Origin of the sequence: Streptomyces spiralis (assembly GCF_014654675.1) — a bacterium.
Taxonomy (GTDB): Bacteria; Actinomycetota; Actinomycetes; order Streptomycetales; family Streptomycetaceae; genus Streptomyces; species Streptomyces spiralis.
In genome coordinates this window covers 162,788-189,258 of the sequence record NZ_BNBC01000005.1, presented here as the reverse complement: position 1 = coordinate 189,258, position 26,471 = coordinate 162,788, and the positions used below count along the sequence as shown (strand labels likewise).

23 protein-coding genes, 6 tRNA genes and 2 pseudogenes are annotated in these 26,471 nt (G+C 72.2%); 21 read left to right on the top strand and 10 right to left on the bottom strand.

Annotated features, from left to right (window positions below):
- Position 1 precedes the first annotated feature (1 nt).
- Complete coding sequence (locus tag IE318_RS08035) at positions 2–361, bottom strand: hypothetical protein (RefSeq protein ID WP_030166326.1); 360 nt, start codon at positions 359–361, stop codon at positions 2–4.
- Positions 362–1,087: 726 nt separating this feature from the next.
- On the opposite strand from IE318_RS08035, the gene IE318_RS08030 reads away from it, so the two are divergent.
- The 8 genes from IE318_RS08030 (at position 1,088) to IE318_RS07995 (ending at position 12,460) form a co-directional block, all read left to right on the top strand.
- The gene (locus IE318_RS08030; protein ID WP_189898036.1) at positions 1,088–2,128 is read left to right on the top strand and encodes a methionine ABC transporter ATP-binding protein; all 1,041 of its coding nucleotides are present in this window, start codon (positions 1,088–1,090) and stop codon (positions 2,126–2,128) included.
- Positions 2,125–2,862, top strand: coding sequence for a methionine ABC transporter permease (locus IE318_RS08025; RefSeq protein ID WP_189898033.1), 738 nt, complete (start codon positions 2,125–2,127; stop codon positions 2,860–2,862). Before IE318_RS08030 ends, IE318_RS08025 begins: the two co-directional genes overlap by 4 nt.
- A 138-nt stretch (positions 2,863–3,000) precedes the next feature.
- Positions 3,001–3,837: a MetQ/NlpA family ABC transporter substrate-binding protein gene (locus IE318_RS08020; protein WP_030166331.1), complete on the top strand. Its 837-nt coding sequence runs from the start codon at positions 3,001–3,003 to the stop codon at positions 3,835–3,837.
- Positions 3,838–3,983: 146 nt separating this feature from the next.
- Positions 3,984–4,622 (top strand): GNAT family N-acetyltransferase, encoded by a 639-nt coding sequence (locus IE318_RS08015; RefSeq protein ID WP_030166332.1) that lies wholly within the window; start codon positions 3,984–3,986, stop codon positions 4,620–4,622.
- 150 nt (positions 4,623–4,772) lie between these two features.
- Complete coding sequence (gene cbiE / locus IE318_RS08010; RefSeq protein WP_189898031.1) at positions 4,773–5,993, top strand: precorrin-6y C5,15-methyltransferase (decarboxylating) subunit CbiE; 1,221 nt, start codon at positions 4,773–4,775, stop codon at positions 5,991–5,993.
- A 346-nt stretch (positions 5,994–6,339) separates the two neighbouring features.
- A complete protein-coding gene (cobT, locus tag IE318_RS08005; protein ID WP_189898028.1) occupies positions 6,340–10,104 on the top strand; it encodes a nicotinate-nucleotide--dimethylbenzimidazole phosphoribosyltransferase in 3,765 nt (1,254 codons plus the stop codon).
- A 240-nt stretch (positions 10,105–10,344) separates the two neighbouring features.
- On the top strand, positions 10,345–11,577 hold the full coding sequence (gene cobA / locus IE318_RS08000) for a uroporphyrinogen-III C-methyltransferase (protein WP_189898026.1): 1,233 nt from the start codon (positions 10,345–10,347) through the stop codon (positions 11,575–11,577).
- A 64-nt stretch (positions 11,578–11,641) separates the two neighbouring features.
- Entirely contained in the window at positions 11,642–12,460 is an 819-nt protein-coding gene (locus tag IE318_RS07995) for a TrmH family RNA methyltransferase (RefSeq protein ID WP_189898023.1), read from the top strand.
- A gap of 89 nt (positions 12,461–12,549) precedes the next feature.
- Here IE318_RS07995 and IE318_RS07990 read toward each other — a convergent pair whose 3' ends face one another.
- Positions 12,550–13,995, bottom strand: a complete 1,446-nt coding sequence (locus tag IE318_RS07990) for a serine/threonine-protein kinase (RefSeq protein ID WP_189898020.1) — start codon at positions 13,993–13,995, stop codon at positions 12,550–12,552.
- Between the two features lie 591 nt (positions 13,996–14,586).
- Here IE318_RS07990 and IE318_RS07985 point away from each other — a divergent pair.
- The 3 genes from IE318_RS07985 to IE318_RS07975 all read left to right on the top strand — a co-directional run bounded on the left by IE318_RS07985 (position 14,587) and on the right by IE318_RS07975 (position 16,342).
- Positions 14,587–14,766 carry a hypothetical protein gene (locus tag IE318_RS07985; RefSeq protein WP_030166345.1) on the top strand — a complete coding sequence of 60 codons (180 nt, stop codon included), beginning with the start codon at positions 14,587–14,589 and terminating at the stop codon, positions 14,764–14,766.
- A gap of 248 nt (positions 14,767–15,014) precedes the next feature.
- A complete protein-coding gene (locus IE318_RS07980) occupies positions 15,015–15,977 on the top strand; it encodes a phosphotransferase family protein (RefSeq protein ID WP_189898018.1) in 963 nt (320 codons plus the stop codon).
- An 80-nt stretch (positions 15,978–16,057) separates the two neighbouring features.
- Entirely contained in the window at positions 16,058–16,342 is a 285-nt protein-coding gene (locus tag IE318_RS07975) for a TFIIB-type zinc ribbon-containing protein (protein WP_189898016.1), read from the top strand.
- Between the two features lie 56 nt (positions 16,343–16,398).
- Here IE318_RS07975 and IE318_RS07970 read toward each other — a convergent pair.
- The 5 genes from IE318_RS07970 to IE318_RS07950 form a co-directional block, all read right to left on the bottom strand.
- A tRNA-Val gene (locus IE318_RS07970) sits at positions 16,399–16,470 on the bottom strand.
- A gap of 54 nt (positions 16,471–16,524) precedes the next feature.
- Positions 16,525–16,596: transfer RNA gene (locus IE318_RS07965), tRNA-Val, on the bottom strand.
- 35 nt (positions 16,597–16,631) lie between these two features.
- Positions 16,632–16,703 (bottom strand) — tRNA-Val (locus tag IE318_RS07960).
- Position 16,704: 1 nt separating this feature from the next.
- A tRNA-Cys gene (locus IE318_RS07955) sits at positions 16,705–16,778 on the bottom strand.
- A gap of 36 nt (positions 16,779–16,814) precedes the next feature.
- Positions 16,815–16,887 (bottom strand) — tRNA-Gly (locus IE318_RS07950).
- Between the two features lie 176 nt (positions 16,888–17,063).
- Between IE318_RS07950 and IE318_RS07945 the strand changes: the two genes are divergently transcribed.
- From IE318_RS07945 to IE318_RS07935, 3 genes are all read left to right on the top strand, one after another.
- On the top strand, positions 17,064–18,131 hold the full coding sequence (locus tag IE318_RS07945; protein ID WP_189898013.1) for a chorismate-binding protein: 1,068 nt from the start codon (positions 17,064–17,066) through the stop codon (positions 18,129–18,131).
- Entirely contained in the window at positions 18,128–18,949 is an 822-nt protein-coding gene (locus IE318_RS07940; protein ID WP_189898011.1) for an aminotransferase class IV, read from the top strand. The genes IE318_RS07945 and IE318_RS07940 overlap by 4 nt, the downstream gene beginning before the upstream one ends.
- Before the next feature lie 73 nt (positions 18,950–19,022).
- Complete coding sequence (locus tag IE318_RS07935; RefSeq protein ID WP_189898009.1) at positions 19,023–19,847, top strand: GNAT family N-acetyltransferase; 825 nt, start codon at positions 19,023–19,025, stop codon at positions 19,845–19,847.
- 71 nt (positions 19,848–19,918) lie between these two features.
- On the opposite strand, the gene IE318_RS07930 is transcribed toward IE318_RS07935, so the two are convergent.
- The gene (locus IE318_RS07930) at positions 19,919–20,446 is read right to left on the bottom strand and encodes a DsbA family protein (RefSeq protein ID WP_189898007.1); all 528 of its coding nucleotides are present in this window, start codon (positions 20,444–20,446) and stop codon (positions 19,919–19,921) included.
- Positions 20,447–20,960: 514 nt separating this feature from the next.
- Here IE318_RS07930 and IE318_RS07925 point away from each other — a divergent pair.
- The gene (locus IE318_RS07925) at positions 20,961–21,413 is read left to right on the top strand and encodes a hypothetical protein (RefSeq protein WP_189898005.1); all 453 of its coding nucleotides are present in this window, start codon (positions 20,961–20,963) and stop codon (positions 21,411–21,413) included.
- Between the two features lie 198 nt (positions 21,414–21,611).
- Positions 21,612–21,764 carry a hypothetical protein gene (locus IE318_RS07920; RefSeq protein ID WP_189898003.1) on the top strand — a complete coding sequence of 51 codons (153 nt, stop codon included), beginning with the start codon at positions 21,612–21,614 and terminating at the stop codon, positions 21,762–21,764.
- 73 nt (positions 21,765–21,837) lie between these two features.
- Here the strand turns inward: IE318_RS07920 and IE318_RS07915 are convergent, their stop codons facing one another.
- Positions 21,838–22,398, bottom strand: coding sequence for a CGNR zinc finger domain-containing protein (locus tag IE318_RS07915; protein ID WP_030166360.1), 561 nt, complete (start codon positions 22,396–22,398; stop codon positions 21,838–21,840).
- A gap of 229 nt (positions 22,399–22,627) precedes the next feature.
- Positions 22,628–23,041 carry an SsgA family sporulation/cell division regulator gene (locus IE318_RS07910; RefSeq protein WP_004002642.1) on the bottom strand — a complete coding sequence of 138 codons (414 nt, stop codon included), beginning with the start codon at positions 23,039–23,041 and terminating at the stop codon, positions 22,628–22,630.
- 199 nt (positions 23,042–23,240) lie between these two features.
- Here IE318_RS07910 and IE318_RS07905 point away from each other — a divergent pair, with 199 nt between their 5' ends.
- From IE318_RS07905 to IE318_RS07890, 5 genes and pseudogenes are all read left to right on the top strand, one after another.
- Positions 23,241–23,705, top strand: a complete 465-nt coding sequence (locus IE318_RS07905; RefSeq protein WP_189898001.1) for a TIGR02611 family protein — start codon at positions 23,241–23,243, stop codon at positions 23,703–23,705.
- Positions 23,706–23,772: 67 nt separating this feature from the next.
- A tRNA-Val gene (locus IE318_RS07900) sits at positions 23,773–23,844 on the top strand.
- Between the two features lie 508 nt (positions 23,845–24,352).
- A pseudogene (locus IE318_RS07895) lies at positions 24,353–25,556 on the top strand (ABC transporter substrate-binding protein); the annotation flags it as partial.
- Positions 25,557–25,564: 8 nt separating this feature from the next.
- Positions 25,565–25,843: pseudogene (locus IE318_RS44775) on the top strand (exo-rhamnogalacturonan lyase family protein); the annotation flags it as partial.
- 155 nt (positions 25,844–25,998) lie between these two features.
- Positions 25,999–26,445: an SRPBCC family protein gene (locus IE318_RS07890; protein ID WP_189897998.1), complete on the top strand. Its 447-nt coding sequence runs from the start codon at positions 25,999–26,001 to the stop codon at positions 26,443–26,445.
- Positions 26,446–26,471 lie beyond the last annotated feature (26 nt).

Sequence of the window (26,471 nt, the reverse complement as noted above, 5' to 3'; positions counted from 1 at the left end):
CTCACCCTCCCCAGATGTCGTAGAGCCGCACTTCGAGGACGGCGAGGACGACACCGCCGGCCGCGGCCGTCACCGAACCCCAGCGCGTGCGCTCGGCCAACGACATGACGCCCGCCGCCGGGACGCAGGCGAAGGCGCCCAGCAGATACGCCACGAAGATGGCCGTCCCCTGGTCCGCCTTCTCGCCCCGCGCCAGCGCCACGATCCCGATCACCAACTGGACCAGTGCCAGCAGCGAGACCACGGCCATCCCGATGAAGTGCCAGTCCTTCGTCGGCTGGTCGCGATAGGCCGCCCACCCGCACCAGGCGGCGAGCAGCAACGCGGCGACGCCGGTCACCAGGGTCAGGGCATCAAGCATGCTGTGACCTTATTACGGCGTAATCCCCCCTCCACGCCCACCCCGCCCCCAGCCTCCCGCCCACCCGGGCCTCGGGCTCCCGCCCATCCGCGCCCGGGGCTCTTGCCCCGCCCGGCCCGGCCCCTGTGCCCGCCTGGCAGGCCGCGAGCCCGCGTCCCGGCGACAGAGGGCGGCCGCCCGGACTGGGGTGGTTCGGACGGTCTTGCGGGTGGGGCGGTGTCGTGGTGTTGGCCACAGCGAGCGGTCGGCAGACCGGGTGGCCGCACGGGGGCGAGTGGTCCGCGGGCTTGTCCGTGCTGGTCATGGGGGCGACAGGAGCGAGCGGCGGGGTGTTTCACGGGTGTCCAGTATGCGGACAGCGATGCCGGGTCAGCGGTGTCGGTCTGGTTTACTGGCCGCATGACCACGACGAGCGACCGCATCCCTGCGACCGGGGCGACCACGACGCCCGGTGCTCGTTGTATGTGTCCCGAGCGTCGAATGTGCGCCTTCTAGAGGGCCCCTGCACCACCTGAGCCTCGCGCCCCGAAGCGAGTGCCCGCTCATCGCGTCCGCCCGTCCGTCCGGCACGCCCGGTACGACCAGACCCGCGGCTGAGCCCCGCCCCCGCGCACACGTTCTCCCCGATTCCATCGCCACAGCGAGAACCCTGCCGCGTTCCCGACCGCATGCACCCGTGCCCGGGCACACCCACGCCCGCGCACTCGACAGTGACGGAAACCCAACGTGATCACCACATCGGGCCTCACCAAGGTCTACCGCTCGCGCGGCCGCGAGGTCACCGCCCTCGACGGCGTCGACCTGCACGTCCGCGAAGGCGAGGTGTACGGCGTCATCGGCCAGTCCGGCGCCGGAAAGTCCTCGCTGATCCGCTGCGTCAACCTCCTGGAGCGTCCCACCGCCGGCACGGTCACCGTCGCCGGACAGGACCTCACCGCCCTCGCCGGCCGCGGGCCGCGCGCCGGCAAGGAACTCCGCCGGGCGCGCAGCCGGATCGGCATGGTCTTCCAGCACTTCAACCTGCTGTCCTCACGCACCGTGCGGGACAACGTCGAGCTGCCCCTGGAGATCCTCGGAAAGTCGGGGAAGGAACGTTCCCGCAGGGCGCTCGAACTGCTCGACCTGGTCGGCCTCGCCGACAAGGCCGGCGCCTACCCCGCCCAGCTCTCCGGCGGCCAGAAGCAGCGCGTCGGCATCGCCCGCGCCCTGGCCGGCGACCCCAAGGTGCTGCTCTCCGACGAGGCCACCAGCGCCCTGGACCCCGAGACCACCCGCTCCATCCTCCAGCTGCTGCGCGACCTGAACCGGCAGCTCGGCCTGACCGTCCTGCTCATCACGCACGAGATGGACGTCGTGAAGTCCATCTGCGACTCCGCGGCGCTCATGGAGAGGGGCCGCATCGTGGAGTCCGGCACGGTGAGCGAGCTGCTCGCGACCCCCGGCTCCCAGCTGGCCGCCGCGCTCTTCCCGGTCGGCGGCGACGCCACCGGCGAGAACCGGACCGTCGTCGACGTCACCTTCCACGGCGAGGCCGCCACCCAGCCCGTCATCTCGCAGCTGTCCCGCACCTACAACATCGACATATCGATCCTCGGCGCCGCCATCGACACCGTCGGCGGCCTCCAGGTCGGCCGGATGCGCATCGAACTGCCCGGCCGCTACGAGGACAACGTCGTGCCCATCGGTTTCCTGCGCGAGCAGGGCCTGCAGATCGACGTCGTGGGCGACGACAAGCCCGTTCTGGTCAAGGAAGGTGCCGAGCTGTGACCTGGTCCGAGATGCAGCCGCTGCTGTCCCAGGCGTGTTGGGACACGCTCTACATGGTCGGCTGGTCCACGCTCATCGCCGTCGTCGGCGGGCTTCCCCTCGGCATCCTGCTCGTCCTGACGGACAAGGGCGGGCTGGTTCAGAACGTGGTCGCCAACAAGCTCATCGGGCAGATCGTGAACATCGCCCGGTCGATGCCGTTCATCATCCTGATGGTCGCGCTGATGAGCTTCACCCGCTGGGTCACCGGGACGACCATCGGCCGCGAGGCCGCCATCGTCCCGCTCGCCATCGGCGCCATCCCCTTCTTCGCGCGCCTGGTCGAGACGGCCGTCCGCGAAGTGGACGGCGGGCTCGTCGAGGCCGTGCAGTCGATGGGCGGCAACACCTGGACCGTCGTACGGAAGGTGCTCGTACCGGAGTCCCTGCCGTCCCTCATCTCCTCCACCACCACCACGGTCGTCGCCCTCATCGGCTACTCCGCCATGGCCGGCACCGTCGGCGCCGGCGGCCTCGGCGACATCGCCATCCGCTACGGCTACCAGCGCTTCGAGAGCCAGCTGATGTGGATCACCGTGGCGATCCTCGCCGTGGTCATCTCCGTCATCCAGTTCGCCGGCGACCTCGCCGCCCGCTCCCTGCACCGGCGCGGCGGCCGCTCCGGCCCGGCGCCCAGGCTGCGGCTGCTCAAGGCCAAGGAGCCCGCGCCGGCCGAGGTCGGCAAGGTCGCCTGACGCCGCCCCGGCTCTCCGACCTTCCCCTAAGACTCCCCGTCCGCCCACCCGTCGCCCGACCACCACCCCTCAACGACGGCGCTTCGCGCCGGCACCCCTTGTTCCAAGGGACCGCACCACCAAGGAAAGGCACTTTTCGTGCGTAACACCGCCAAGATCACCACCGCCGTCCTGGCCGCCGGGGCCCTCACCTTCGGGCTCTCCGCCTGCGGCTCGGGTTCCGACTCCGGCAAGAAGGACGCCGACGCCCCCCTGACGGTCGCCGCCACTCCCACCCCGCAGGGCGAGATCCTCACCTACGTCAAGGACCACCTGGCGCAGAAGGCCGGCCTCAAGCTGGAGGTCAAGGAGTTCACCGACTACGTGACCCCGAACACGGCCGTGCAGCAGGGCCAGGTCGACGCCAACTACTTCCAGCACAAGCCGTACCTCGACGACTTCAACAAGAAGAACGGCACCGACATCGTCCCGGTGCCCGGCGGCAGCGTGCACCTGGAGCCGCTCGGCGTCTACTCCAAGAGCGTCAAGAAGCTCGCGGACCTCGGGAAGGGCGCCACGATCGCCCTCCCCAACGACACCACCAACGAGGCCCGCGCGCTGAAGCTGCTGGAGGCCAACGGCGTCATCAAGCTGAAGGCCGGCGCCGGATACGAGGCGACCCCCAAGGACGTCACCTCCAACCCCAAGGACGTCAAGTTCAAGGAGCTGGAGGCGGCCCAGCTGCCGCGCTCCCTCGGTGACGTCGACGCCGCGGTGATCAACGGCAACTACGCCCTGGAGGCCAAGCTCTCCCCGGCCAAGGACGCGCTCGTCGCCGAGTCCGCCACGGGCAACCCGTACGCCAACTTCCTCGCCGTGAAGAAGGGCAACGAGAACGACCCGCGCGTGAAGAAGCTCGCCGAGCTGCTCACCTCGCCCGAGGTGAAGAAGTTCATCGAGGACAAGTACGACGGCGCGGTCATCCCGGCGTTCTGACCGGAACACCGTCACCGCCCGGCCGGCCCGCACGGGGTCCACTCCCTCATCAGGGGTGGACCCCGTGGTGCGTTCCGGTGCTTCCATGCTGCATGCTGGGCAGTTCAGCAGTCCCTGAAGGTTCACCGAAGGTTACGGAGCGGCGCATGACGAGCACCTTCCCCAACGTCTCCATCAGCACGGAGCGGTTGGTCCTGCGCCCCTTCGAGGAGTCGGACATCGAGGCCTTCGCCGAGATGATGAACGACGAGCTGGTCACCGCCTGGACCTCCGTGCCCCACCCCTACACCGAGGCCGACGCCCGCGCCTGGATCACCGAACTCGCCCCCGCCGAACGGGCGGAGGGCCGCGGCATAGTCTTCGCGGTCGACGAGTTCCTCACCCAGCGCCTGGTCGGCACGGTCCATCTGAGCAACACCGACTGGCGGGTGCGCTCCACCGAGATCGCCTACGTCGTCGCCCCCTGGGCCCGCGGCGAGGGCTACGCCTCCGAGGCAGCGCTCGCCACCGCCCAGTGGGTCTTCCAGGACCGCGGGTTCGAGCGCCTGGAGCTGCGCACCGCCGCCGACAACACCGCCTCCCAGCAGGTCGCCCAGAAGATCGGCTGCATCAGCGAGGGAGTGCTGCGCGGCGCCTGGATGGCCCGCAGCAGGAACGGGGACGGCGAGTGGACCGACGTACGCACCGACCTCATCGTCTGGAGCCTGCTGCCCGAGGACCTGGAGGGCGTGGGCGAGCAGCTGGCGGACACCGGCGGCTTCACGTCGTACGCCGACTGGAACTGACGGTGATCCGGCGACAACCGTCGGCGACGCGCCCCGCCCCGCGCTCCGGCGCACGACCGAACCGGGGTACTCTCACGGGGCCGCCTTGCGGGTCGCCCTGACGACCGGCGCGAACAACACCCTGAGAAGACCCCCAGGAGACTGACGACGATGGCCGACCGGGTCACGGTGATCGGCTGGGACGGTTCGCCGCTGACCGAGGCGGCGCGCGGCGCACTCGGCGCCGCCACGCTGGTGGCGGGCGCCGCCCACCACCTGGCGCTGCCCGAGGTGCCGCCGTCGGCCGAGCGGATCCGCCTCGGCAGCGTCGCCCTCGCCGCCCGCCGTATCGCCGCCCACCGGGGCACCGCCGTGGTGCTCGCCGACGGCGACCCGGCCTTCTTCGGGGTGGTACGAACCCTGCGCGCGCCGGAGTTCGGCCTCGAGGTCGAGGTCGTCCCCGCCGTCTCCTCCGTGGCCGCCGCCTTCGCCCGGGCCGGAATGCCCTGGGACGACGCACAGGTGGTCGTCGCACACAAGCGCACCCTGCGACGCGCGGTGAACGTATGCCGAGCCCACACCAAGGTCGCCGTGCTGACCGCGCCCGGCGCCGGACCGGCCGAACTGGGCCTGCTCCTCGACGGCGTGCACCGCACCTTCGTCATCTGCGAGGAACTCGGCACCGAACGCGAACAGGTCACCGTCGTCACCTCCGACAAGGCCGCCGACCACACCTGGCGCGACCCCAACGTCGTCATCGTCATCGGCGGCCGGGCCGGGGCCGGTGAGGGCGGCGGCTGGATCGCCGGACGCGACCCCGCCGCCGGACCGCGCGGCTGGACCCAGCCCGCCGCCTCCTACGCCTCCCACGGCGGCCCGCTCGGCGAGGGAGAAACGGATCTGCTGAGGGCCGCTCAGCTCGCCCGGCTGGGACCGCGCGTCGGCGACCTCGTCTGGGACATCGGCTGCGGCAGCGGGGCGTTCGCCACCGAGGCCGCCCGCGGCGGCGCCGCCGTCATCGCCGTCGACCGCGACCCGGAGTCCTGCGCCCGCACCGAGGCCACCGCACGCCGCTTCGGCGTCCAGCTGCAAGTGGTGCAGGGCAACGCCCCGCACATCCTGGAGAACCTGCCCGAACCGGACGTCGTCCGTGTCGGGGGCGGGGGAGCCGCCGTGGTCTCCGCGGTCGCCGACCGGCGCCCGCAGCGCATCGTCGCGCACGCCTCCAACCGCGACGCCGCCGAACTCGTCGGCCGCGACCTCACCGAGCACGGCTACCAGGTCGAATGCGCCCTGCTGCAGTCCGTCGAACTCGACACCCGCGCCTGGACGGAGAGGGAGCGGAGCGTCGCTTTCCTGCTCTGCGGTGTGCTCCCCGACCGCGCCCCGTGATCGGATCGTCGTACCGCGCGCGGTAGGCTGGCCGATCGTTGTACCGCACTGGGTGGTCCGGAACTTCGTTCGTCAATGTCCGGAAAACCCGTCCGTTTTGCGGTGGGTGTGGTACGGCAGAACCAGGGGACGCGCAACGTGGCGCAGTCCACAGCGGACCATGGCGGATCACGCTGTCGCCGCGGCCGAACGACCGCGACAATGCCACTCAATGGCTTTGTCGCCTTTTACGGGCGGGTCGTTCGTGCCGCCGGGCGGGGACGCTCGTTCTTCACTGGGGGGCGGTCGGTGCGCCGTTCCCGGTGAGCTGGTCGTAGAAGCACTAACCGATGGGCGAGGGGTACGCATGACCGACACCGGCCAGGTCCCGGGCGAGGGGCAGCCGGAGAGCGCAGGCATGGTGGAGCAGCCGGGCGTCCCCGCGCACGGTGCGTACACCTACCTCTCCGAGTCTGCCGTCGAGGACGAAGAGCTGCTGCTGCCCGGTTCCCAGGGCGCGTGGGGCAACGAAGTGCCCCCGCCCGCCCCGGAGCCGGTCGTCGAGGCCGTCCACCAGCCGGGCCCGCACGAAATCGCCGGCCGGGACAGCGGCTCCGTCGACCTCGGCGGCGTACTGCACCCCGACCCGACCGCCACGCCCCACGTCGCGCCTGCCATGCCCGCCGCGGCGACGCCCCCGCGGCGGCCCCTGCACCTCGGCCCGCCCATCCCCGACGTCTCCGCGAGCCCGGTCCGCTCCCTGGCCGACCGCGGCCCCGCGGGCGCACCGGTCCGGCACTCCGGGCCGCCCACCGTCGGGCCCGAGTACCTCGACGTCCAGCAGCAGCCGGAGACGGCCCCGCAGGGCGCCGCTCCCTGGGGCGTGCAGACCGCACAGAGCGTGCAGGCGCCCGTGGTGCCTCCGGTGGGGGCGACGGTTGCGGCTGCGGAAACGGTTGTTCCGGGTGACGGCGAGCCGGTCGGTGCGGCCCAGGCCGCCGTGGCCCGGCTCGCGGCCCAGGCAGGCGCCGCCGTGCCCGCTGCTGGATACGCCTCGGAGGGCGGCCAACCGCCCCAGGACCAGACGGGCGTGCAGGACGACGTACAGGCCGCGCACGAGGCTGACGGCGCGGAGTTCGCGCAGGTGACCGAAGGCACGGGCGGCGTGGACGGCGTGCACGCTTCCGGCGCCGGCCAGGAGCCGGTGGGTGCCCACGGCGTCTCGGACGCCCAGGTGCCCGGCGCCGGGTATGTGGGGCCTTCGGCCGAGTCCGTACCGGCAGCGGAGCCGGACCAGGCCCCGGACACGCCCGCCGCGGAGGCCGACCCGGCTCCGGAAGACGCGCAGTCCACGCACGGTGGGCAGGCGCCCGAGGCGACCCGCCCCCCGCAGGCCGTCGAGGCGGAGGAGGTTCCCGAGGCCGCTCACGGTCCGGAGGGCGTGCAGGCTCCCGAAGGCGCGCAGCTCACGGAAGCCGCGCAGGCCACGGACGGCGTGCAGGTCACCGGACCGGTGGAGGCTCCTGCCGAGCAGGCTCCCGCCCCCGAGCAGCTCCCCGTGGACGCGTCCGTCACGGAGACGATCCCGCAGCCGGAGGTCGCGCCCGTCCCCGTACCCCAGCCCGAGGCCACGCTCCACCCTGAGGCCGAGGGTGCGGTCGAGCCGACGGCGTCGGCCGAAGGCGAGCCTTCGGCCGGCCACGACACGGCCGCAGAGCAGGACCGGTCGGTGGTTCCCGCAGCGGCCCCGGCCGACGAGGCAGCCGCCGTGGCCCAGGTGCCGGCAGCCGCCGAGGCTCCCGTGACCCCCGAGGGACATCAAGAGGCACACACCGAGGCACACCCCGAGGCCCAGGCAGCCCCTGAAGCCCCGCACAGCGACACACCCCTCACCACGGAGCAGGCACCCGCGGAGCACGCATCCGCGCCCGCACCGGCGCCTGCCGCGGCCTCCCCCGAGGGCGCCCCGCTCCCCAGCAGTGTTCCGGCCCAGGCCCAACCCGGCCTGCCGCTGGGGCAGTTCGTGCCGGTCGAGGGCACCGTGCCGACCACCCCGCACCTGGCCCCGACGCCCCCGCACCCGCTCGTCGTCCCGACGGACCAGCCGCAGGCCCAGCCCGAAGCGCAGGCCCAGACCGCGCCGCAGCCCCAGGCCCAGACCGAGCAGCAGCCGGAGGCCGCTCAGGAACCCCAGCCGCGGCCCGCCGAGGGGACCTCGCAGGACCCGGTCGCCATGGTCCCCGCCCCCCGCGACGGCGACACCGTTCCCGCCGCGGCCGGCGAGGAGCCGGACCCGGCGGTGGTCCAGCACGCGGACGACCTGGACACCCAGGTCGCCGACCAGGAAGAGCACCAGGAAGAGGGCACGGCCGCAGTGGCGGAAGCACGACAGTCCACCGGCCCGGCCGCGCCCGGCTACGACGAGGCCGAGCGCGAGGCCGTGCTCAAGGTGATGCGCGAACGCCGCGACATCCGCAACGGCTTCCGCAGCGACCCGATCCCGCACGAGGTGCTGCTCCGCGTCCTGGAGGCCGCGCACACGGCCCCGTCCGTCGGCCACTCCCAGCCGTGGGACTTCGTCGTCATCCGCTCCGCCGACACCCGTCGCGCGATGCACGAACTGGCCATGCGCCAGCGCGACGCGTACGCCAAGTCGCTGCCGAAGGGCCGGGCCAAGCAGTTCAAGGAACTGAAGATCGAGGCCATCCTCGACACCCCGGTGAACATCGTCGTCACCGCCGACCCCACCCGCGGCGGCCGCCACACCCTCGGCCGGCACACCCAGCCGCAGATGGCGCCGTACTCCGCCGCGCTCGCGGTGGAGAACCTCTGGCTCGCCGCCCGCGCCGAGGGCCTCGGTGTCGGCTGGGTCAGCTTCTTCGACGAGCGTGAGATGGTCCGCGCCCTCGGCCTGCCCGAGCACCTGGAGGTCATCGCCTACCTGTGCGTCGGATACGTCGACGAGTTCCCGGACGAGCCCGAGCTGATGCAGGCCGGCTGGTCCAAGCGCCGCCCGCTGTCCTGGGTGGTCCACGAGGAGACGTACGGCCGTCGCGCCCTGCCCGGTGAGGAGCCGCACGACCTGCTCGCCGAGACCGTGGCCCAGATCCGCCCGCTCGACGCCAAGGCGCTCGGCGAGGCCTGGGAGCGGCAGAAGCGCATGACCAAGCCGGCCGGCGCGCTGGGCATGCTGGAGATCATCTCCGCCCAGCTGTCCGGGCTGTCCCGGCAGTGCCCGCCGCCGATCCCCGAGCCCGCGGCCGTTGCCATCTTCGCCGGCGACCACGGAGTGCACGCCCAGGGCGTCACCCCCTGGCCGCAGGAGGTCACCGCCCAGATGGTGGCCAACTTCCTCGGCGGGGGAGCGGTCTGCAACGCCTTCGCGGCCCAGGTGGGCGCCGAGGTCTGCGTGATCGACGTGGGCGTCGCAGCCGACCTCCCGGCCACGCCCGGCCTGCTGCCGCGCAAGGTGCGCGCGGGCACGTCCGACATGACCACCGGCACCGCGATGACCCGCGAGGAGGCCAAGAAGGCCATCGAGGTCGGCATCGAGACCGCCCGCGACCTGGTCGCGGCGGGCAACAAGGCGCTGCTCACCGGCGAGATGGGCATCGCGAACACCACCGCGTCCGCGGCCCTCATCTCCGTCTACACCGGAGCCGACCCGGCCGAGGTCACCGGCCGGGGCACGGGCATCAACGACGAGACCCTGGCCCGCAAGACCGAGGTCGTCCGCCGCGCCCTGGAACTCCACCAGCCCGACCCGGCCGACCCCATCGGAGTGCTGGCCGCGATCGGCGGCTTCGAGCACGCGGCCATGGTCGGCCTGCTCCTCGGCGGCGCCTCGCTGCGTACGCCGGTGATCCTGGACGGCGTCAGCGCCGGTGCCGCCGCGCTGGTGGCCCGCGCGATCGCCCCCGAGGTGCTCGCGGCCTGCATCGCCGGCCACCGCAGCGCCGAACCGGGTCACGTCGCCGCCCTGAACAAGCTCGGCCTGCGCCCCCTGGTCGACCTCGACCTCCGCCTCGGCGAAGGCACAGGCGCCCTGCTCGCCCTGCCGCTGGTACAGAGCACGGCGCGAGCGATGCACGAGGTGGCGACGTTCGACTCGGCGGGCGTGACAGAGAAGTAGCGGCACCTCGGAAGCGGGGGACTCCGGGTACAAGAGTGCCGGTGGTGGTGGGCACCCGTTCCTCCCCCAGTGCCTTGACGCCTGGGAGGTGCCCCCCAGGCGGAACGAGTGCCCACAACCACCCGAAGGCCGCACCCGGCCACGCTGCCCAGCCACCGGACACCTGCCCGCCGCAACCCGCGCGCACCTTAAAATCCGCACGTCAGGACCTCTGCACCGCCCCAAGAGGAGCCGCACCCCATGGCCGAACACCCCGCCTACCCCGTAGGCCTCCGCCTCACCGGCCGCCGCGTGATCGTCCTCGGTGGCGGCCAGGTCGCCCAGCGCCGTCTCCCGGCGCTCATCGCCGCGGGCGCGGACATCGTCCTCGTGTCGCCCGAGGCGACCCCCTCCGTCGAGGCCATGGCGGACGCGGGCGAGATCACCTGGGAGCGGCGCCCCTACCGGGACGGCGACCTCGCGGACGCCTGGTACGCCCTGATCGCCACCAGCGACCACGACGCCAACGCCCGTGCCTCCGCCGAGGCGGAGCGGCACCGCGTCTGGTGCGTCCGCTCCGACGACGCCGACCAGGCCACCGCCTGGACCCCGGCCACCGGCCACAGCGAGGGCGTCACCGTCGCCGTGCTCACCACGAGCGCGCGCGGCCGCGACCCCCGGCACACCGCGGCCATCCGCGACGCCGTGGTGGAGGGCCTGCGCGACGGCACCCTGGTCGCCCCGCACCACCGCACCCGCACCGCCGGCGTCGCGCTCGTCGGCGGCGGCCCCGGCGACCCGGATCTGATCACCGTGCGCGGCCGCCGGCTGCTGGCCGAGGCCGATGTCGTCATCGCCGACCGCCTCGGCCCCCGCGACCTGCTCGCCGAACTCCCGCCGCACGTCGAGGTGATCGACGCCGCGAAGATCCCCTACGGCCGCTACATGGCCCAGGAGGCCATCAACAACGCGCTCATCGAGCACGCCAAGCAGGGCAAGTCGGTGGTCCGGCTCAAGGGCGGCGACCCCTTCGTGTTCGGCCGGGGCATGGAGGAGGTCCAGGCCCTCGCCGAGGCCGGCATCCCCTGCACCGTCGTGCCCGGCATCTCCAGCTCCATCTCGGTGCCGGGCGCGGCGGGCATCCCGGTCACCCACCGTGGGGTGGCCCACGAGTTCACCGTGGTCAGCGGGCATGTGGCGCCCGACGACGAGCGTTCCCTGGTCGACTGGCCCAGCCTGGCCAAGCTGACCGGCACACTGGTGATCCTCATGGGCGTCGACAAGATCGGGAAGATCGCCGAGACGCTCGTGGCACACGGCAAGTCCCCCGACACCCCGGTCGCCCTGGTCCAGGAGGGCACGACGGCGGCCCAGCGCCGCGTCGACGCCACCCTGGCGACGGTCGCCGAGACCGTACGCGCCCAGGACGTGAAGCCGCCCGCGGTCATCGTCATCGGCGCGGTCGTCGCCGTGGGCCCGTCGGCCTCCGAGTAGCCCCGGGGAACCCACCCGCTTCCGAGCCGCCCGCACCGCAGACAGGACAAGGCAGTATCACGCTGTGGCCGATCTCATCACCGTCGAGGACCCCGACGACCCGCGTCTCACCGACTACACGGGCCTGACCGACGTCGAGCTGCGCCGCAGACGCGAACCCGCCGAGGGGTTGTTCATCGCCGAGGGCGAGAAGGTGATCCGCCGGGCCAGGGACGCGGGCTACGCGATGCGCTCGATGCTGCTGTCCGCCAAGTGGGTCGACGTCATGCGGGACGTCATCGAGGAGGTCCCGGCCCCGGTCTACGTGGTCGATCCCGAACTCGCCGAACAGGTGACCGGCTACCACGTGCACCGCGGCGCGCTCGCCTCCATGCAGCGCAAGCCGCTGCCCACGGCCGCCGACCTGCTGCGCACGGCCCGCCGGGTCGCGGTCATGGAGTCGGTCAACGACCACACCAACATCGGCGCGATCTTCCGCTCGGCCGCCGCCCTCGGCATGGACGCCGTCCTGCTCTCCCCGGACTGCGCCGACCCGCTGTACCGGCGCAGCGTCAAGGTCTCGATGGGCGCGGTCTTCTCCGTGCCGTACGCCCGTCTCGACAGCTGGCCGGGGGGCCTGGACTCGGTCCGCGAGGCCGGCTTCACCCTCCTCGCCCTCACCCCCGACGAGAAGGCCAAGGCACTGGACGCCGTCGCCCCGCACCGGATGGACCGGGTCGCCCTGATGCTCGGCGCGGAGGGCGAGGGCCTGTCCAGGCAGGCCCTCGTGGCCGCCGACGAGTGGGTCCGCATCCCCATGTCCCACGGCGTCGACTCCCTCAACGTCGGAGCGGCGGCCGCCGTCGCCTTCTACGCGGTGGCGACGGGGCGCCCCGAGACGTAGGACGACGTACGACGACGTAGGCGACGTAGGTCGAGATACGACGACGCAGGAACGACACGGGCACGGGGGCCGCCGGTCGACTCCGGGTGCTACGACTGCTCGACCGGCCCGTGGGGCGAAGCCGTCGACGCGTGCTCCGGTCCCACCTGTTCCGCCTGTCCCACCTGCACGCCGCCGTCGCCTCCGAGCCCGCGCGCGGGTCCCTGGCAGCCCTGCGCCGCCGCGATGCCGAGCGCCACCAGCAGCGTCACCACCACGAACACGAACAGCCGCTGCCGCAGCAGCCTCGGATTGGCCGGCCGCAGGCCCGTCGCCGTGGTCCGCGGCCCCGGCCGCCGGGTGCCGCCGCGCGGGGCGGGCCGGCTGCCGCCGACCGGTCGCCCGCCGTGGCGGGACACCGGCGTGGACCGCCCGCCGGCGGACCGGGCGGGCACGCCCGTCCCGCGCGGCGCGCCCGCGTCGCGGGGCGCACCGCCCGTGCGCGACGGGGTGCCACCCCGCGAGGGCGGAACGGTGCCGCGCGGGGGCGGCGTACTGGAGGAGGAGGCCGGCGGGCGCCGACGGAGCCGCTGCTGCTCGGGGCGGCCGGCCCGCTGCTGTTCCGGGTAGGTAGCGCGCAGCTCGTCCGGGTAGGTGTCCACGAGCCGGCCGGTGGGCCGGTCGGCCTCGGCGGAGCGCGGCGCCGGCGGACGCAGATCGCCCAGGTCCTGCGCCTCGCGTGCGGCGATCTCCTTCAGCCGCAGCGAGAGCTGCAGCGTGCTGGGCCGGTCCTCGGGGTCCTTCGCCAGACAGGCCCGCACCAGCGGGCCCAGCGCGTCCGGCACGCCGTGCAGCTGGGGCTCCTCGTGCACCACCCGGTACAGCATGACCTCGGAGCTGCCGTGCCCGAACGGCGAGTCGCCCGTCGACGCGTACGCCAGCGTCGCCCCCAGCGAGAAGACGTCGGTGGCCGGGGTGACGGCGGCGCCGCGCACCTGCTCCGGAGCGAGGAACCCGGGGGAGCCGACCGCGGTGCCGACGTGGGTGAGCGTCGAGGCTCCGGTCGCCCAGGCGATGCCGAAGTCGATGATCCGCGGTCCCTTGGGGGACAGCAGGATGTTGGAGGGCTTCAGGTCCCGGTGCACCACACCGGCCTCGTGCACGGCGACCAGACCCTCGGACAGGGCGGCCCCGATCGCCGCGGTCTCGGCCGCGCTCAGGGCACCCTCGTCGGCCACCTTGTCGTGCAGGGAGGGGCCGGGCACGTACTGCGTGGCGAACCACGGGCGGTCCGCCTCCAGGTCCGCCGCCACCAGCCGGGCCGTGCAGCCGCCCCGGATCCGCCGGGCCGCGGACACCTCGCGGGCGAACCGTGAGCGGAACTCCTGGTCCTCCGCCAGATCCGGCCGGATGACCTTCAGTGCGACCCGCTGACCCTTCCGGTCGGAGCCGAGGTAGACCACGCCCATCCCGCCCGCGCCGAGCCGTCGGTGAAGCCTGAACGAGCCGACGACGCGCGGGTCCTCGCGCCTCAGGCGCATCATCGCCATGTTCATCCCCGCTGCCCGGTCCCTGTGACGAGCCACAGCTTACGTTTTCGGGGCCGTTCGCGCGCAGAGGCCGCGCCCGCTCTACCCGATCGATTGTCGGTACGGGGCAGCGAAATTGAAGGTCGGTCAGGAACTCGGGGAGCCCGGTACCCCGACTCCGCCCGTTATCCCAACGACCTGCCTCGGAAAGGGCGTTGGGTCGCCGGAGGGCGATCCAGCGGAGAGGGACGTGGAGGCCGGGGACCCGGCGCGTACACGGCGGGGAGTGGCGGACCGGGTGGGGCAACGGGCGCGGAGGGCGACGCTCCGGGACATGCCGGAAGTGAGCGAAGTCACCACCCGAGGGCAGGAAAAGCCAGGACACTCCGGACGGCCCCTCCGGGAAGACCCCGAGACCAGGGACCGCGTCTCCACCCTGGGGAGTAGTCCCCAGCTCACGGCTCATCCTCCGGGAGGCCCGGCAATCGGTACGAGGGCATGACGTCCGGCCGTCGTCGCACGCCTAGATTTGAGGTCAAGCGGCGGGTGCAGCACTCGTCCCCCGAGGTCAGACACCCGCCGCTGCCAATGACAACCGAGACGGTCAGGAGAGGGACCATGGCCCACACGGCACCGCGGACACTGCTCCGCCCACGCCCCCGCCGTACGGGCCGTCGCCACCCCCTGGTGGCGACCGTGATGGCCCTTCCCCTGGCGGCCCTGCTCCTGCTGGTCTTCGACGGCTGGGACACAGTGGCCACACAGGCGTCGTCCGTGGGTGTGATGCTGGGGCGCTGAGCGGCGACCCCAGGCCCGGAAGAGCGGTCCGGGCGGGGACATCCACCCATGAAACCCCGTGGGGACGGGGGTGCGGCGGACGGCAAAAATGCCGGCGCAGCTGGGGAGCTGCGCCGGCATTGTCATTTCCCACGGACGAACGCAGCGACTTTCCACGGACGTACGCAGCTGCGGGCAGTCGTGCCGCAGGGCGGCTCGCACACCCACCCACGTAAGCTCTCGCTCGCCGCAGCAGACCAGGGAGTTCCGTGACAACCGCCCCGCTCCTGCCCGAGCTGACCGCACAGGCCGCAAGGGCGGCCCACACCGACGGCAGGAACTGCCCCTGCGAGGCAACCGTCCTCGCCACCCGCCCGGACGCCACGGTCGTCCGCCACGCCGGCACCGTCGCGAAGGCCCACGCCCCCGGCACCGACCCCACCGAACTCGCCCTCCGCCTCACCACGGCCGCCCGCCTCCCCGGCATCCTGCTGCCCCCGCTGCCCGGGCCGCCCCCGGCGACCACCACTCCCACCGCACTCCACGACCGCCTCGTCACCTTCTGGCCGTACGGCACGCCCGTGGACCCCGACGCCCCCGAGGCCGCACCCTGGGAAGCCGCCGCCACGCTCCTGGCCCGCCTCCACCGCAGCCCAGCCCCGCCGGGCCTGCCCCCGATGCGCGGCCCCGAGAAGGCCGCCCGCGCGGTGACCCGGCTGCGCACCGCCGCCCCCGGCCATCCCGCCGCGCGCCCGATCCTGCGCGCCTGGACCGCCCTGCCCGCCTGGGCCCGCGCCGAGGCGCCCATGCCGCCCGCCGCCTCCGGCGCCCTCTGCCACGGTGACCTGCACCTCGGTCAGCTCGTCCGGTACCCGGCCCCGGGCGGGCCCTGGCTGCTGATCGACGTGGACGACCTCGGCACCGGCGTACCGGCCTGGGACCTGGCCCGCCCCGCGGCCTGGTTCGCCTGCGGACTGCTGCCGCCCGAGGAGTGGACGCGCTTCCTCGGCGCCTACCGTGCCGCGGGCGGACCGGCCGTTCCCGCGGACGGCGATCCGTGGGCCGCCCTGGACACCGCCGCTCGCGCGCTCACCGTGCAGACCGCCGCGCTGGCGGTCGCCAGGGCGACCGCGGCGCACCGGCCGCTGGACGAGGTGGAACAGGCCGTGGTGGACGCCTGTGACCGAATGAGCGGCGTTCCCGTGGAGTTGGCCGGCGACCCGGCGAAGTAGGCTGCAACCGGGCCGCGGTCGTACGGAGTCTGTCCTGGCGGTACCCGAAGCAGAACCTACGGCGAGGAGTTGAGCCGACCATGCAGTGTCCGAAGTGTCATGCGCCGATGCACACCTACAACCGCAACGGCGTCCAGATCGAGCAGTGCAGCGGCTGCCGCGGCATCTTCCTCGACTACGGCGAGCTGGAGGCGCTGACCCGCCTGGAGTCCCAGTGGTCCCAGCCGGCGCCGCCTCCGCCGGCCCCGCAGGCCTACCCGGCGCCGCCCGCTCCCGCCTGGGGCGCCCCGCACGGCGGCGGCCACGGGCACTACGGGCACGGCCACCGCCACAAGAGCTTCGGCCACATGCTGTTCTCCAGCTGAACCGCGGCATGAGAAAGCCCCCGGCCGTACGAGACGGCCGGGGGCTTCCTGGTGCGTGGACGATACTGGGATTGAACCAGTGACCTCTTCCGTGTCAGGGAAGCGCTCTCCCGCTGAGCTAATCGTCCTCGGGATCACGATCGCTCCGATGTCACCCACTGGAGCGGATCATGGGCACTGCGTGCGCGATACTGGGATTGAACCAGTGACCTCTTCCGTGTCAGGGAAGCGCTCTCCCGCTGAGCTAATCGCGCGGGGATCCTCGCGGATCAAGGTCCTTGCGGACCAGTGGACGATACTGGGATTGAACCAGTGACCTCTTCCGTGTCAGGGAAGCGCTCTCCCGCTGAGCTAATCGTCCTTGGAGGTGGAGACGGGATTTGAACCCGTGTAGACGGCTTTGCAGGCCGTTGCCTCGCCTCTCGGCCACTCCACCAGGAGTGTAGGGGACCGGGAGTCCCCACTTCCTTCGAGCGGACGACGAGGCTCGAACTCGCGACCTCAACCTTGGCAAGGTTGCGCTCTACCAACTGAGCTACGTCCGCCTGTCGTTTCGGATCGCTTGCGCGTCCCGGCGACGTGTTGAACTCTAGCGGATTCCGGGGCCAGTACAAAAACGCGTTTGTGCAGCGTGCTGCGCTGCGTCCAGGTGAGGACCCTGTCAGGCCCCCGGAAGGACACGCCCGGGTCACCCGCGGGACACCCCCATAGACTCGGCCACGTGCACGACCTCCCTCCTCTCGTCCGCTTCGGTGACCGCGTCGCCACCGGCCTGACCGACGTCACCAGCGACCCCGCGGCCCTGGACTCCACCGGCTTCTGGGCCGTCGCCGCCGACTACGAGGGCCGGCTGACCTGCGCCCGCTTCCGGGACGTGCGGCAGGAGGCCGTGCCCGCGCCGGTGCCCGGCGCCTGGCGGGGCCCGGCGGCCGGCGACTGGACGTCGTCACTGGACCGCGCCGCCTACACCGCGGGCGTGCGCCGCATCCGGCAGCACATCGCGGCCGGCGAGGTCTACCAGGTGAACCTCTGCCGGGTGCTCTCCGCGCCGATCGCGGCCGACGCCGACGTGGACGCCCTGACCGCCGTACTGGCCCGCGGCAACCCCGCGCCGTACGCCGGAACGATTCGGCTGCCCGGACACGGCGTGGAGATCGCCACCGCGTCCCCCGAGCTCTTCCTGCGCCGCGACGGCCGGACCGTGGAGTCCGGTCCGATCAAGGGCACGGCCCGCACCGAAGCGGAACTCCTGGAGAAGGACTACGCCGAGAACGTGATGATCGTGGACCTGGTCCGCAACGACATAGGGCGCGTCTGCACCAGCGGCAGCGTCACCGTCCCCGACCTGTGCGCCGTCGAGAAGCACCCCGGCCTGGTCCACCTGGTCTCCTCGGTCCGCGGCGAGCTGCGCGACGGCGCCGGCTGGCCGGAACTGCTCGACGCCGCCTTCCCGGCCGGCTCGATCACCGGCGCCCCCAAGTCGAGCGCCCTGCGGATCATCGACGCCCTGGAGACGGCACCCCGCGGCCCCTACTGCGGTGGCATCGGCTGGGTCGACGCCGACCGGGGCGTGGGGGAGCTGGCCGTCGGCATCCGCACCTTCTGGATCGACCGGGCCCCGGGTGCCGCGGCCGTCCTGCGCTTCGGCGCCGGCGCCGGCATCACCTGGGACTCCGACCCCGAGGGGGAGTGGCGGGAGACCGAGCTGAAGGCGGCCCGGCTGCTCGCGGTAGCGTCGGGGACGTACGAAGGTGCGCACGAGGACAGCGGAGAGGGACTGCAACAGTGAAGATCTGGCTCGACGGCGGGCTGCGGGACATCGAGTCCGCCCGCGTCTCCGTCCTCGACCACGGCCTGACCGTGGGCGACGGGATTTTCGAGACGGTGAAGGCGGTCGACGGAGAGCCGTTCGCGCTCACCCGTCACCTGAACCGGCTGAGCCGCTCGGCGCGCGGCCTGGGGCTGCCGGACCCCGACCACGACGAGGTCCGCCGCGCCTGCGCCGCCGTCCTCGAGGCCAACCCGATGCCGCTGGGCCGGCTCCGCATCACCTACACCGGCGGCCACGGCCCCCTCGGCTCCGACCGCGGCGACCACGGCCCGACCCTCGTGGTCGCCATCGGCGAGACCACCCGCCGCCCCGACTCCACCGCCGTCGTCACGGTTCCCTGGACCCGCAACGAGCGCGGCGCGCTCACCGGCCTGAAGACGACCTCCTACGCCGAGAACGTCGTCGCCCTCGCCCGCGCCCACCAACACGGCGCCTCGGAGGCCCTCTTCGGCAACACCGTCGGGCAGCTCTGCGAGGGCACCGGCTCCAACGTCTTCGTCGTCCTCGACGGAGAGATCCACACCCCGCCGCTCGTCTCCGGCTGCCTGGCAGGCATCACGCGTGAGCTCGCGATCGAGTGGACCGGCGCCAAGGAGACCGACCTGCCGCTGGACGTCCTTCAGCGCGCCGAGGAGGTCTTCCTCACCTCCACGCTGCGCGACGTCCAGGCCGTCCACCGCGTGGACGACCGCGAACTGCCCGGCACGGCGGGCCCGGTGACCGCCAAGGCCATGCGCGTCTTCGACGAACGGTCGGGGCACGACCTGGACCCGTAGACCCTCCCCGAGATCCGCCGAAGCCGCGGAAATGCGGCTGACACGGGGACCGGTCGCGGGTAGAACAACCCTGATGACCACCACCCTGCGGCCCACCGAGCCGCTTCAGCACCACGCCGACGGGACACGTTCACGCCGCTACCAGGTGTGCGTGAACAGCCGCCCCGTCGGCGTGACCCATCTCTCGACGCACCCGGTCTTCGGACCGGCCGTGGCCCGCATCCTGGAGCTGCGCATCGACGAACCCGACCGCGGACGGGGCCGGGGCACGGTGGCCGCGCTCGCCGCCGAGGAGGTGGCGCGAGGCTGGGGCTGCAAGCGGATCGAGACAGCCGTGCCCGCCGCCGAGGAGGCCGCGGTCCGGCTCGTCACGTCCCTGGGCTACGTCCAGCGCAACCGCGGCATGGAGAAGCAGCTCGGCACCACCGCGCCCGAACTGCCGACAGGCAGCCGCGGCAGACCGCTGACGGAGGCCGAGTACGGGCCGTGGCTGGAACACGGCAAGGCCGGATACGCCCAGAGCTGGATCGACCGCGGCGTACCCGCCGACGAGGCATGGGCCAAGTCGGAGTCCGACCACGCCCGGCTGCTGCCCCAGGGACCGGCGACCCCCGGCATGCTGCTGAGCGTCCTGGAGCACGAGGGCACCCCGGTCGGCACCCTCTGGCTCTCCGTCGGCGACGACAAGGCCTACGTCTACGACGTGGAGGCCGACGAACGCTTCCGCGGCCGGGGGCACGGCCGCTCCCTGATGCTCCTGGCCGAGGCCCAGGCGGTGGCCGCGGGCAAGCGCGTCCTGGGCCTCAACGTCTTCGCGGGCAACACCCCCGCTGAGCGCCTGTACGACTCCCTCGGCTACCGCCCGGTGCTCTACGCCCTCTACAAGGAACTCCTGTAGAAGCCGCACGCGGGGGGACGAGAAGGGGAGGCCCGCGCACGCACCCCGGCCGACCGACCGGGCCCGGTCGGTCAGCGCGGCCGTTCGGCCTCGGCCAGCAGACGGTCCACGATCTCCTCGATGCGTGCGCGCAGGCCCTCCTGGCTCTTGCCGCCGTCCAGGCGCTCGCCGCCGACGACGTAGGTCGGGGTGCCCGTGACACCGATCGCCTTGCCCTCGGCCTGGTCGGCGTCGACGATCAGGATGTGCCGGCCGTCGACGAGCGCGGTGTCGAACTCCTCCGCGTCAAGACCCAGTTCACGGGCCACCTCGACGAGCAGCGGCTCGCCCTTGCGGTCCAGCTCCTCCACGCGGCCGAGCACCGCCTCCACGTACGGCCACAGCCGCCCCTGCTCGGCGGCCTCCTCGGCGGCCTGCGCGGCCGCGAAGGCGTGCTTGTGCTTCTCCAGCGGGAAGTGCCTCAGCCGCAGCTCCAGCCGGTCGCCGTAGCGGGAACGCAGGGCGCGCAGATCGTCCAGCGCGGTGCGGCAGTCCGGACACTGCAGCTCGCACCAGACGTCGAGAACGGGAACGGCGGACACGGAGGAGGAGTCGCTCATGTCCCCCAGTCTCCCAGCCCCCCAGCCCAGCACCCAATCCACCCGGCCACCGGCAGCCACCCGGCCACCGGCGGCTATCTGCCCACCGGCGGCTATCTGCCCACCGGCAGTGACCTGCCTACCGCAGTGGCCACCGGGAGTCACCGGCCACCGGGAGTCATCCGGCCACCGGGCGGGACCTGGCCGGGTCCCCTGGGCCGCTGGACGGGTGCCGATTCGTCCGGGCCGGGCGGTTCGGAGCGGATCGGTCCGGGCCGGGCGGAGAGGGGCCGGACCGCCGGGCGGCAGGTGATCGCCGGGGGTGCCGTGCAGACCCCTACGGGATCTCACCCGGAGGATCATGCGGGTGGGCCGGCCACGGCGGTGTCCAGCGGCGGGCCGGACCGGCACCTGGGGAGGAGGGGACCCGGAGATGTCCCTGATGTCCGCCCGGGGCGTGGCCTTGCGGGGAGTGGGCGGTGCAGGATGGAAGGGACGAACTGCCCGACCGGTGAGCGCTGCCCTGGAGGACCGGATGATTGCCGAGACCGTCTGTTCCGCCGTCTCCGCGGCCGGCCTGGGCATTGCCGCGGTCACGGCCTACCGCAAGCGTTTCCTCGCGGCGACCCGTATCGCCGCCTACTCCCTCGTTCCGATCGGCCTGGTGATGACCGGCGTCGTCGGCTGGCTGGCCGACACCGCCTTCAGCCCGACCGCGTGGGCGGGCTTCGGCCTGCTCGGCTGCGCCTGGGTGTTCTTCGCGACGACCCGCGGGGTGGAGCGCCGACGCGGCGGCACGCGCAAGGAGCGCAGGGCGGCTGACCGCGCCGCCCAGGGGGACGCGGTGGCTCCGGCGGCATCGGCACCGTCCCTGGGCCCCGCCACCCGCCCGGCCGACCGTCCCGCCGCCCGTCCAGCGAAGGGCACCTCCCGCGGCGAGGACGACTTCAGCGACATCGAGGCCATCCTGAAGAAGCACGGCATATGACGGCCGTCCGACGGCGGTGACCTGCACGTCCGGTACGTCGGTACGTCGGCGGGCCGGCGCGTACTGATCATGGTTTCCCAGGAAACGATCAGGACCCGGGCCGATCCGAAGCGAAGATCGAGAAATCCGACGAACTCCCGTACATTCCAGGCGTGTTGATCGCGTCGAGGGTGTCGGCTGCGCCATCATCGCCGCGAGATGGTGGACACGACACAGAGCGAGGCCGCGCCGCCGAAGGACGAGCCGCGCGGGTGCCTCTTCGCCCTTTCCCAGCCGCCGCTGATGATCTTCCTTGCGGTGATCGGGTGTCTGCTGCTCATGGCTGCGTTGCACGACCTGCTGTTGCTGTGAGCCGTACCCGTGGGTCCTCGGCGTCACCCGCCGGGGACCACGACACCGCGGAGGCCACCGCACCGAGGCGGTCTCAGCCCGCAGACTCCTTGCGTCGCGCCCGGTACGCGGCCACGTGCAGTCTGTTGCCGCACGTACGGCTGTCGCAGTACCGCCGCGAGCGGTTGCGGGAGAGGTCGACGAAGGCACGACGGCAGTCGGGGGCCTCGCAGCGGCGCAGCCGCTCCTGCTCCCCGGCGACCACGAAGAACGCGAGCGCCATGCCGCAGTCCGCCGCCAGATGATCGGCGACGGAGGCGCCGGGCGCGAAGTAGTGCACGTGCCAGTCGTAGCCGTCGTGGTCCGTCAGCCGGGGCGTGGTGCCCGCGGCGGCGACCAGCTCGTTGATCATCCCCGCGGCGCTACGGGAGTCCGCCGCCGCGAAGATCCCGGCGAACCGGCCGCGGATCCTGCGCACCGCCGACAGGTCGAACTCCGACAGCACCCCGACATCGCTCATTTTGTGGCTTCGTACGAAGTCCTCGAGCGCCGCGACGTCCGCCAGCCCGTCCGACGCCGACTCGTCCTCCGGTGCGGTGTTCACCAGATCCACCACGGTGTCGAGCGCGCACCGGGTGTCGTGGGTGATCAGCACGTTTCGCTCCCAAGGCCTGGGGATCGGGCACATGCCCGCCGATGCTGGCCGATGGTAGTGGCTTCACCGTCGCCCGAGCAGCGCGCGGCCGCCCGCACACGCGCACACCGGCACCGGCCCCCCGCGGAGAACCGGTGCCCGTGCATCCCATATGCGGTTGTCCTGGCCCGAGCCGTCTCCCCGAGTGGACGGCAACGGGCAGTCGAAGGGGCCCCTGGGGGCCTGTCGGTTAACTTTCCGCGAGGATGTGCGAGAGCTCCTGATCCAGATCGAAGTGCCGGTGCTCCGTGCCCGGGGGCACGGCCGCGTCCGTTCGCTTCAGGAAGGACTCCAGGGCCCGCGCAGGGGCCTCCAGCAGGGCCTCGCCCTCCGGGGAGCTCAGGGCGATGCAGACGACGCCCTGGCCATGACTGCGCGACGGCCAGACACGGACGTCGCCGGTACCAGTGGGACGGTGAAGCCCCTCGGCGAGGAGGTCGCGGGCGAACACCCACTCGACGGTCTCCTCGGCTCCGGTGTGGAAGGTGGCGTGCACGGCGTAGGGGTCGGCCGTGTCGTACCGCAGGCCTGCGGGGACAGGCAGGGAGGACTCGCTCGACACAACGAGGCGCAGGTGCAGCTCGCAGCTGACCGTGGTGTTCATAAGCGCCAGGGCCTTTCGCTCAGTGTGCGCTCGGGGATTCGCACGTCGGCGAAATCGACATGCCACCTACGGTGCCGTTGTAAACCCCTCTGAGTGTTTTGCCTGGCTTTAGGTAACTCTTCCGGCCGAGAAGCCGTGCGGCAGGTGGGGCCATTCCGGTGACGCGATTTGTGGTTTCTCTCCGGTAGGGTTCAGACACATGAATACGGGGAGTGACGGGCGGAACCAGGTTGCCGCGGCGTCGGACGGAGCGATGATGGAACCGAAGGCGGGCGAGGGGGAGGACCGGCGCGGGCTCGGTTCGCGGGCGCCCCAGTTCATCCGGTCACGGCGTGTGCTGCACGTGAGCTGGCAGGTCGGCGTCTTCGTCGTCGGGCTCGCGGTCGTCGCCGCCGGCATCGTCATGCTCCCGCTGCCCGGTCCGGGCTGGGTGGTGATCTTCGGTGGCATGGCGATCTGGGCGACCGAGTTCGTGTGGGCCCAACTCGTGCTCCGCTGGACCAAGCGCAAGGTCACCGAGGCGGCCCAGCGGGCCCTCGATCCCAAGGTGCGCCGCCGCAACATCATCCTGACGGTGATCGGTCTCGTGATCATCGGCGCGCTGCTGGGCGTGTACGTCTGGAAGTTCGGTCTCGTCATGCCCTGGAGCATCAAGAACCAGTGACCGGTCCTCGGGGGTGGCCTCTGGTCCCGGGCACACCCTGACATGCGGTAATGTTCTTCCTGCGCCCGGGCGATTAGCTCAGTGGGAGAGCGCTTCGTTCACACCGAAGAGGTCACTGGTTCGAACCCAGTATCGCCCACCCGGACACGACGGCCCGTCTGCGACCAGCAGACGGGCCGTCGTCGTATGCGGGCCCACACGAGGTCACCGCCCTCGACCAGCTGTTTCACAGCCGACGCGCACAGGACCCGCGGATCCGCCCGAAGAGCCGCCGGGCGGTCGTCTGCCTGGCATCCCGCGCCCGCCTCCGGCCCGCCACGTACGGGGGCGAGGGCGCCCGAGGCGCGGACACCCCGCCCCCGACCGAGACACGGACCCCAAGCAACCACGCGACTACCGGGACCGCCGCACCGCCCCCCTCTCGCTCCCGGCCGGCGCCGCCCCCACCGCGCACCCCCAAGTCCCACGCCACCCCCCGCTCCCCGCCTCGGCCGACCGGCCGCACGCACCTCCGCCCGGAGGCACCCGCCCGAGAAATTCTTGTCGGAATCATTGACGCACCCCTGCCCCCTCCGAACCTGGCTGTGCCAGCAAGCGCTTACTCGAAACGATTCACGACGTGGACGACACTGCGGGAGGACCCGACTGTGGGAACCAGCAGGAATCTCGAGAGGCGAACGATCCTGAAGGCGGCCGGGGTGTCGATGGCCGCGCTCGGGGTCGGGGCGACGGCCGGATGCGGCGGCGAAGCGGTTCCGGGAACGGGACGGTGACGATCCGTTACTCGTGGTGGGGTGCCGAGGAACGCGCCAAGAAGATCAACCAGACCATCGCCCTCTTCGAGAAGAAGTACCCGAAGATCAGGGTCAAGACGGACTTTCAGACCTACCAGTCTTTCTGGGAGGAGTTCCAGACGCAGGCGTCCGGCGGAAATCCCCCGGACGTATTCCAAAACGCCGTCACTTTTCTTCGGAAGTACGACAAGAGGGGTGTCCTGCTCGATCTGAAGCCGCAGATCCAGGCGGGCAATCTGAAGCTGGACGACTTCCGTGCCGGTGTCACCGAGGTGGGCGAGGTCGACGGCAAGCAGCCGGGCATTTCCGGTCGGCTCCAACACGATGGCCCTGGTGATCGACAATAAGGTCTGGCAGAAGGCGGGCGTGGAGCCGCACTCCGGCTGGACCTGGGACGACTTCTTCAAGGCTCTGAAGACGATCCACGACAAGACCAAGGTCCCCGGGGACACCGGCTACTTCAGCATCATGTACCTGTACGACCTCTACCTCCGCCAGAGGCAAGGCGTTCTTCACCAAGGACGGACTCGGCTTCGACGAGGCCGACCTGACGGAGTGGTGGCAGGCCGGCTACAACCGCGTCAAGGCAGGCATCGTCACCGCCCCGAAGGTCGTCGCCCAGGACTACCCCAAGTCCTCGCTCTCCGCCGGCCACGGCGCCTCGGAGTTCACCTGGGACAACTTCACCGTCCGCTACAAGGCGGAGGGCAGCAGCACCTACGGCCTCGCCCCCATCCCCACCACGGACGGCAAGCACACCGGCCAGTACCTCGCCTCCGTGATGCTCAGCGCCTCCTCCCGCACCTCGCACCCCAAGGAGGTGGCCCAGTTCATCGACTTCATGGTCCACGACCCGGAGGCCGGCAGGATCATGGGCTACGACCGGGGCATCCTCACGACCACCGCTCAGTACGACGCCTTCAAGCCCACCGACGAGGTCAACAAGGAGATAGCCCAGTACGAGGCCGACACCGCCAAGGCCGGCGTGCTCGGCACCATCACCCCGCACCCCTCCGGTGCCGACACCGTCGAGGCCGCCTTTCTGCGCATCGCAGGCCTGGCCGCTCGGACTTCGGCAGCCTGCTGCTCTTCCAGGGCCACTCGCGCCTCGACGCCTACGCCGCCGTACAGACCGGTGAAGCCGCGCTCGCCCAGCGCGCCTGGACCAAGTTCTACGGCTCCGACGGCTACACCGAGTCCTCGCCGTGGAGGACCGAGAAACTGACCGGGCCGGCCACCCTGGTCGAGGGCAGCGAGGCCGCCTGGGTGTCCAGCAACGACACCGCGCTCTACGGCCTCGCGGCCATCGAGAACCTGGCGCTGCTCGGCGGCAGGATGCCCTAGCCGGTGACAGGACGCGCCGGCCGGAGTCGGGGGAGCGCCGCCGCACGGGCGGCGGCGCTCGCGCGCTCAGTGTGGCCCACGTCACGTCGTACGGCATGAGTACGCGTACTCAGATCACGGGGAGGCGAAGGGCCGGGGCGGGCAGACTGACGGTCATGGACCGGACCCACTACCGCTTCCGCAGCCTGTGGACCCTGCCCGCACCCCATGCCGCCGTCTTCGACGCGCTGGAGCGGGTCGAGGACTATCCGCGCTGGTGGCGGCAGGCGCGCGAGGTGCGTCGCACCGACGACACCACCGGTGTGATCCGGATCCGCTCCCTCCTGCCGTACGACCTGACCGTCACCGCGCACCAGGTGCGCCGGGACCCCGCCGCAGGAGTGCTGGAGGTCACGATGACCGGGGACGTCGACGGCTGGGCCCGCTGGACGCTCACCGAGCGGGGCACGGGCATCCTCGCCCGCTACGACCAGGAGGTCGATGTGCGCAAACCCCTGCTCAGGCGGGTCGCGGTGCCGGGGCGCCCGCTCTTCCGGCTCAACCACCGGCTGATGATGCGTGCCGGGCGGCGCGGGCTGGCGGCGTACCTCCAAGCGGTTTGAACGAAGACCGCCGGGACCTGTATTGT

What these genes read in the sequence shown, in the direction of transcription:
- IE318_RS07985 (WP_030166345.1), top strand. Translation starts at nt 14,587, where the DNA reads ATGGCCCACACGGCACCGCGGACACTGCTCCGCCCACGCCCCCGCCGT.
- IE318_RS07890 (WP_189897998.1), top strand. Translation starts at nt 25,999, where the DNA reads ATGGACCGGACCCACTACCGCTTCCGCAGCCTGTGGACCCTGCCCGCA.
- IE318_RS08015 (WP_030166332.1), top strand. Translation starts at nt 3,984, where the DNA reads ATGACGAGCACCTTCCCCAACGTCTCCATCAGCACGGAGCGGTTGGTC.
- IE318_RS07930 (WP_189898007.1), bottom strand. Translation starts at nt 20,446, where the DNA reads ATGAGCGACTCCTCCTCCGTGTCCGCCGTTCCCGTTCTCGACGTCTGG.
- IE318_RS07910 (WP_004002642.1), bottom strand. Translation starts at nt 23,041, where the DNA reads ATGAACACCACGGTCAGCTGCGAGCTGCACCTGCGCCTCGTTGTGTCG.
- IE318_RS07975 (WP_189898016.1), top strand. Translation starts at nt 16,058, where the DNA reads ATGCAGTGTCCGAAGTGTCATGCGCCGATGCACACCTACAACCGCAAC.
- cbiE (WP_189898031.1), top strand. Translation starts at nt 4,773, where the DNA reads ATGGCCGACCGGGTCACGGTGATCGGCTGGGACGGTTCGCCGCTGACC.
- IE318_RS07935 (WP_189898009.1), top strand. Translation starts at nt 19,023, where the DNA reads ATGACCACCACCCTGCGGCCCACCGAGCCGCTTCAGCACCACGCCGAC.
- IE318_RS07990 (WP_189898020.1), bottom strand. Translation starts at nt 13,995, where the DNA reads ATGAACATGGCGATGATGCGCCTGAGGCGCGAGGACCCGCGCGTCGTC.
- cobT (WP_189898028.1), top strand. Translation starts at nt 6,340, where the DNA reads ATGACCGACACCGGCCAGGTCCCGGGCGAGGGGCAGCCGGAGAGCGCA.
- IE318_RS07925 (WP_189898005.1), top strand. Translation starts at nt 20,961, where the DNA reads ATGATTGCCGAGACCGTCTGTTCCGCCGTCTCCGCGGCCGGCCTGGGC.
- IE318_RS07905 (WP_189898001.1), top strand. Translation starts at nt 23,241, where the DNA reads ATGAATACGGGGAGTGACGGGCGGAACCAGGTTGCCGCGGCGTCGGAC.
- cobA (WP_189898026.1), top strand. Translation starts at nt 10,345, where the DNA reads ATGGCCGAACACCCCGCCTACCCCGTAGGCCTCCGCCTCACCGGCCGC.
- IE318_RS07920 (WP_189898003.1), top strand. Translation starts at nt 21,612, where the DNA reads ATGGTGGACACGACACAGAGCGAGGCCGCGCCGCCGAAGGACGAGCCG.
- IE318_RS08035 (WP_030166326.1), bottom strand. Translation starts at nt 361, where the DNA reads ATGCTTGATGCCCTGACCCTGGTGACCGGCGTCGCCGCGTTGCTGCTC.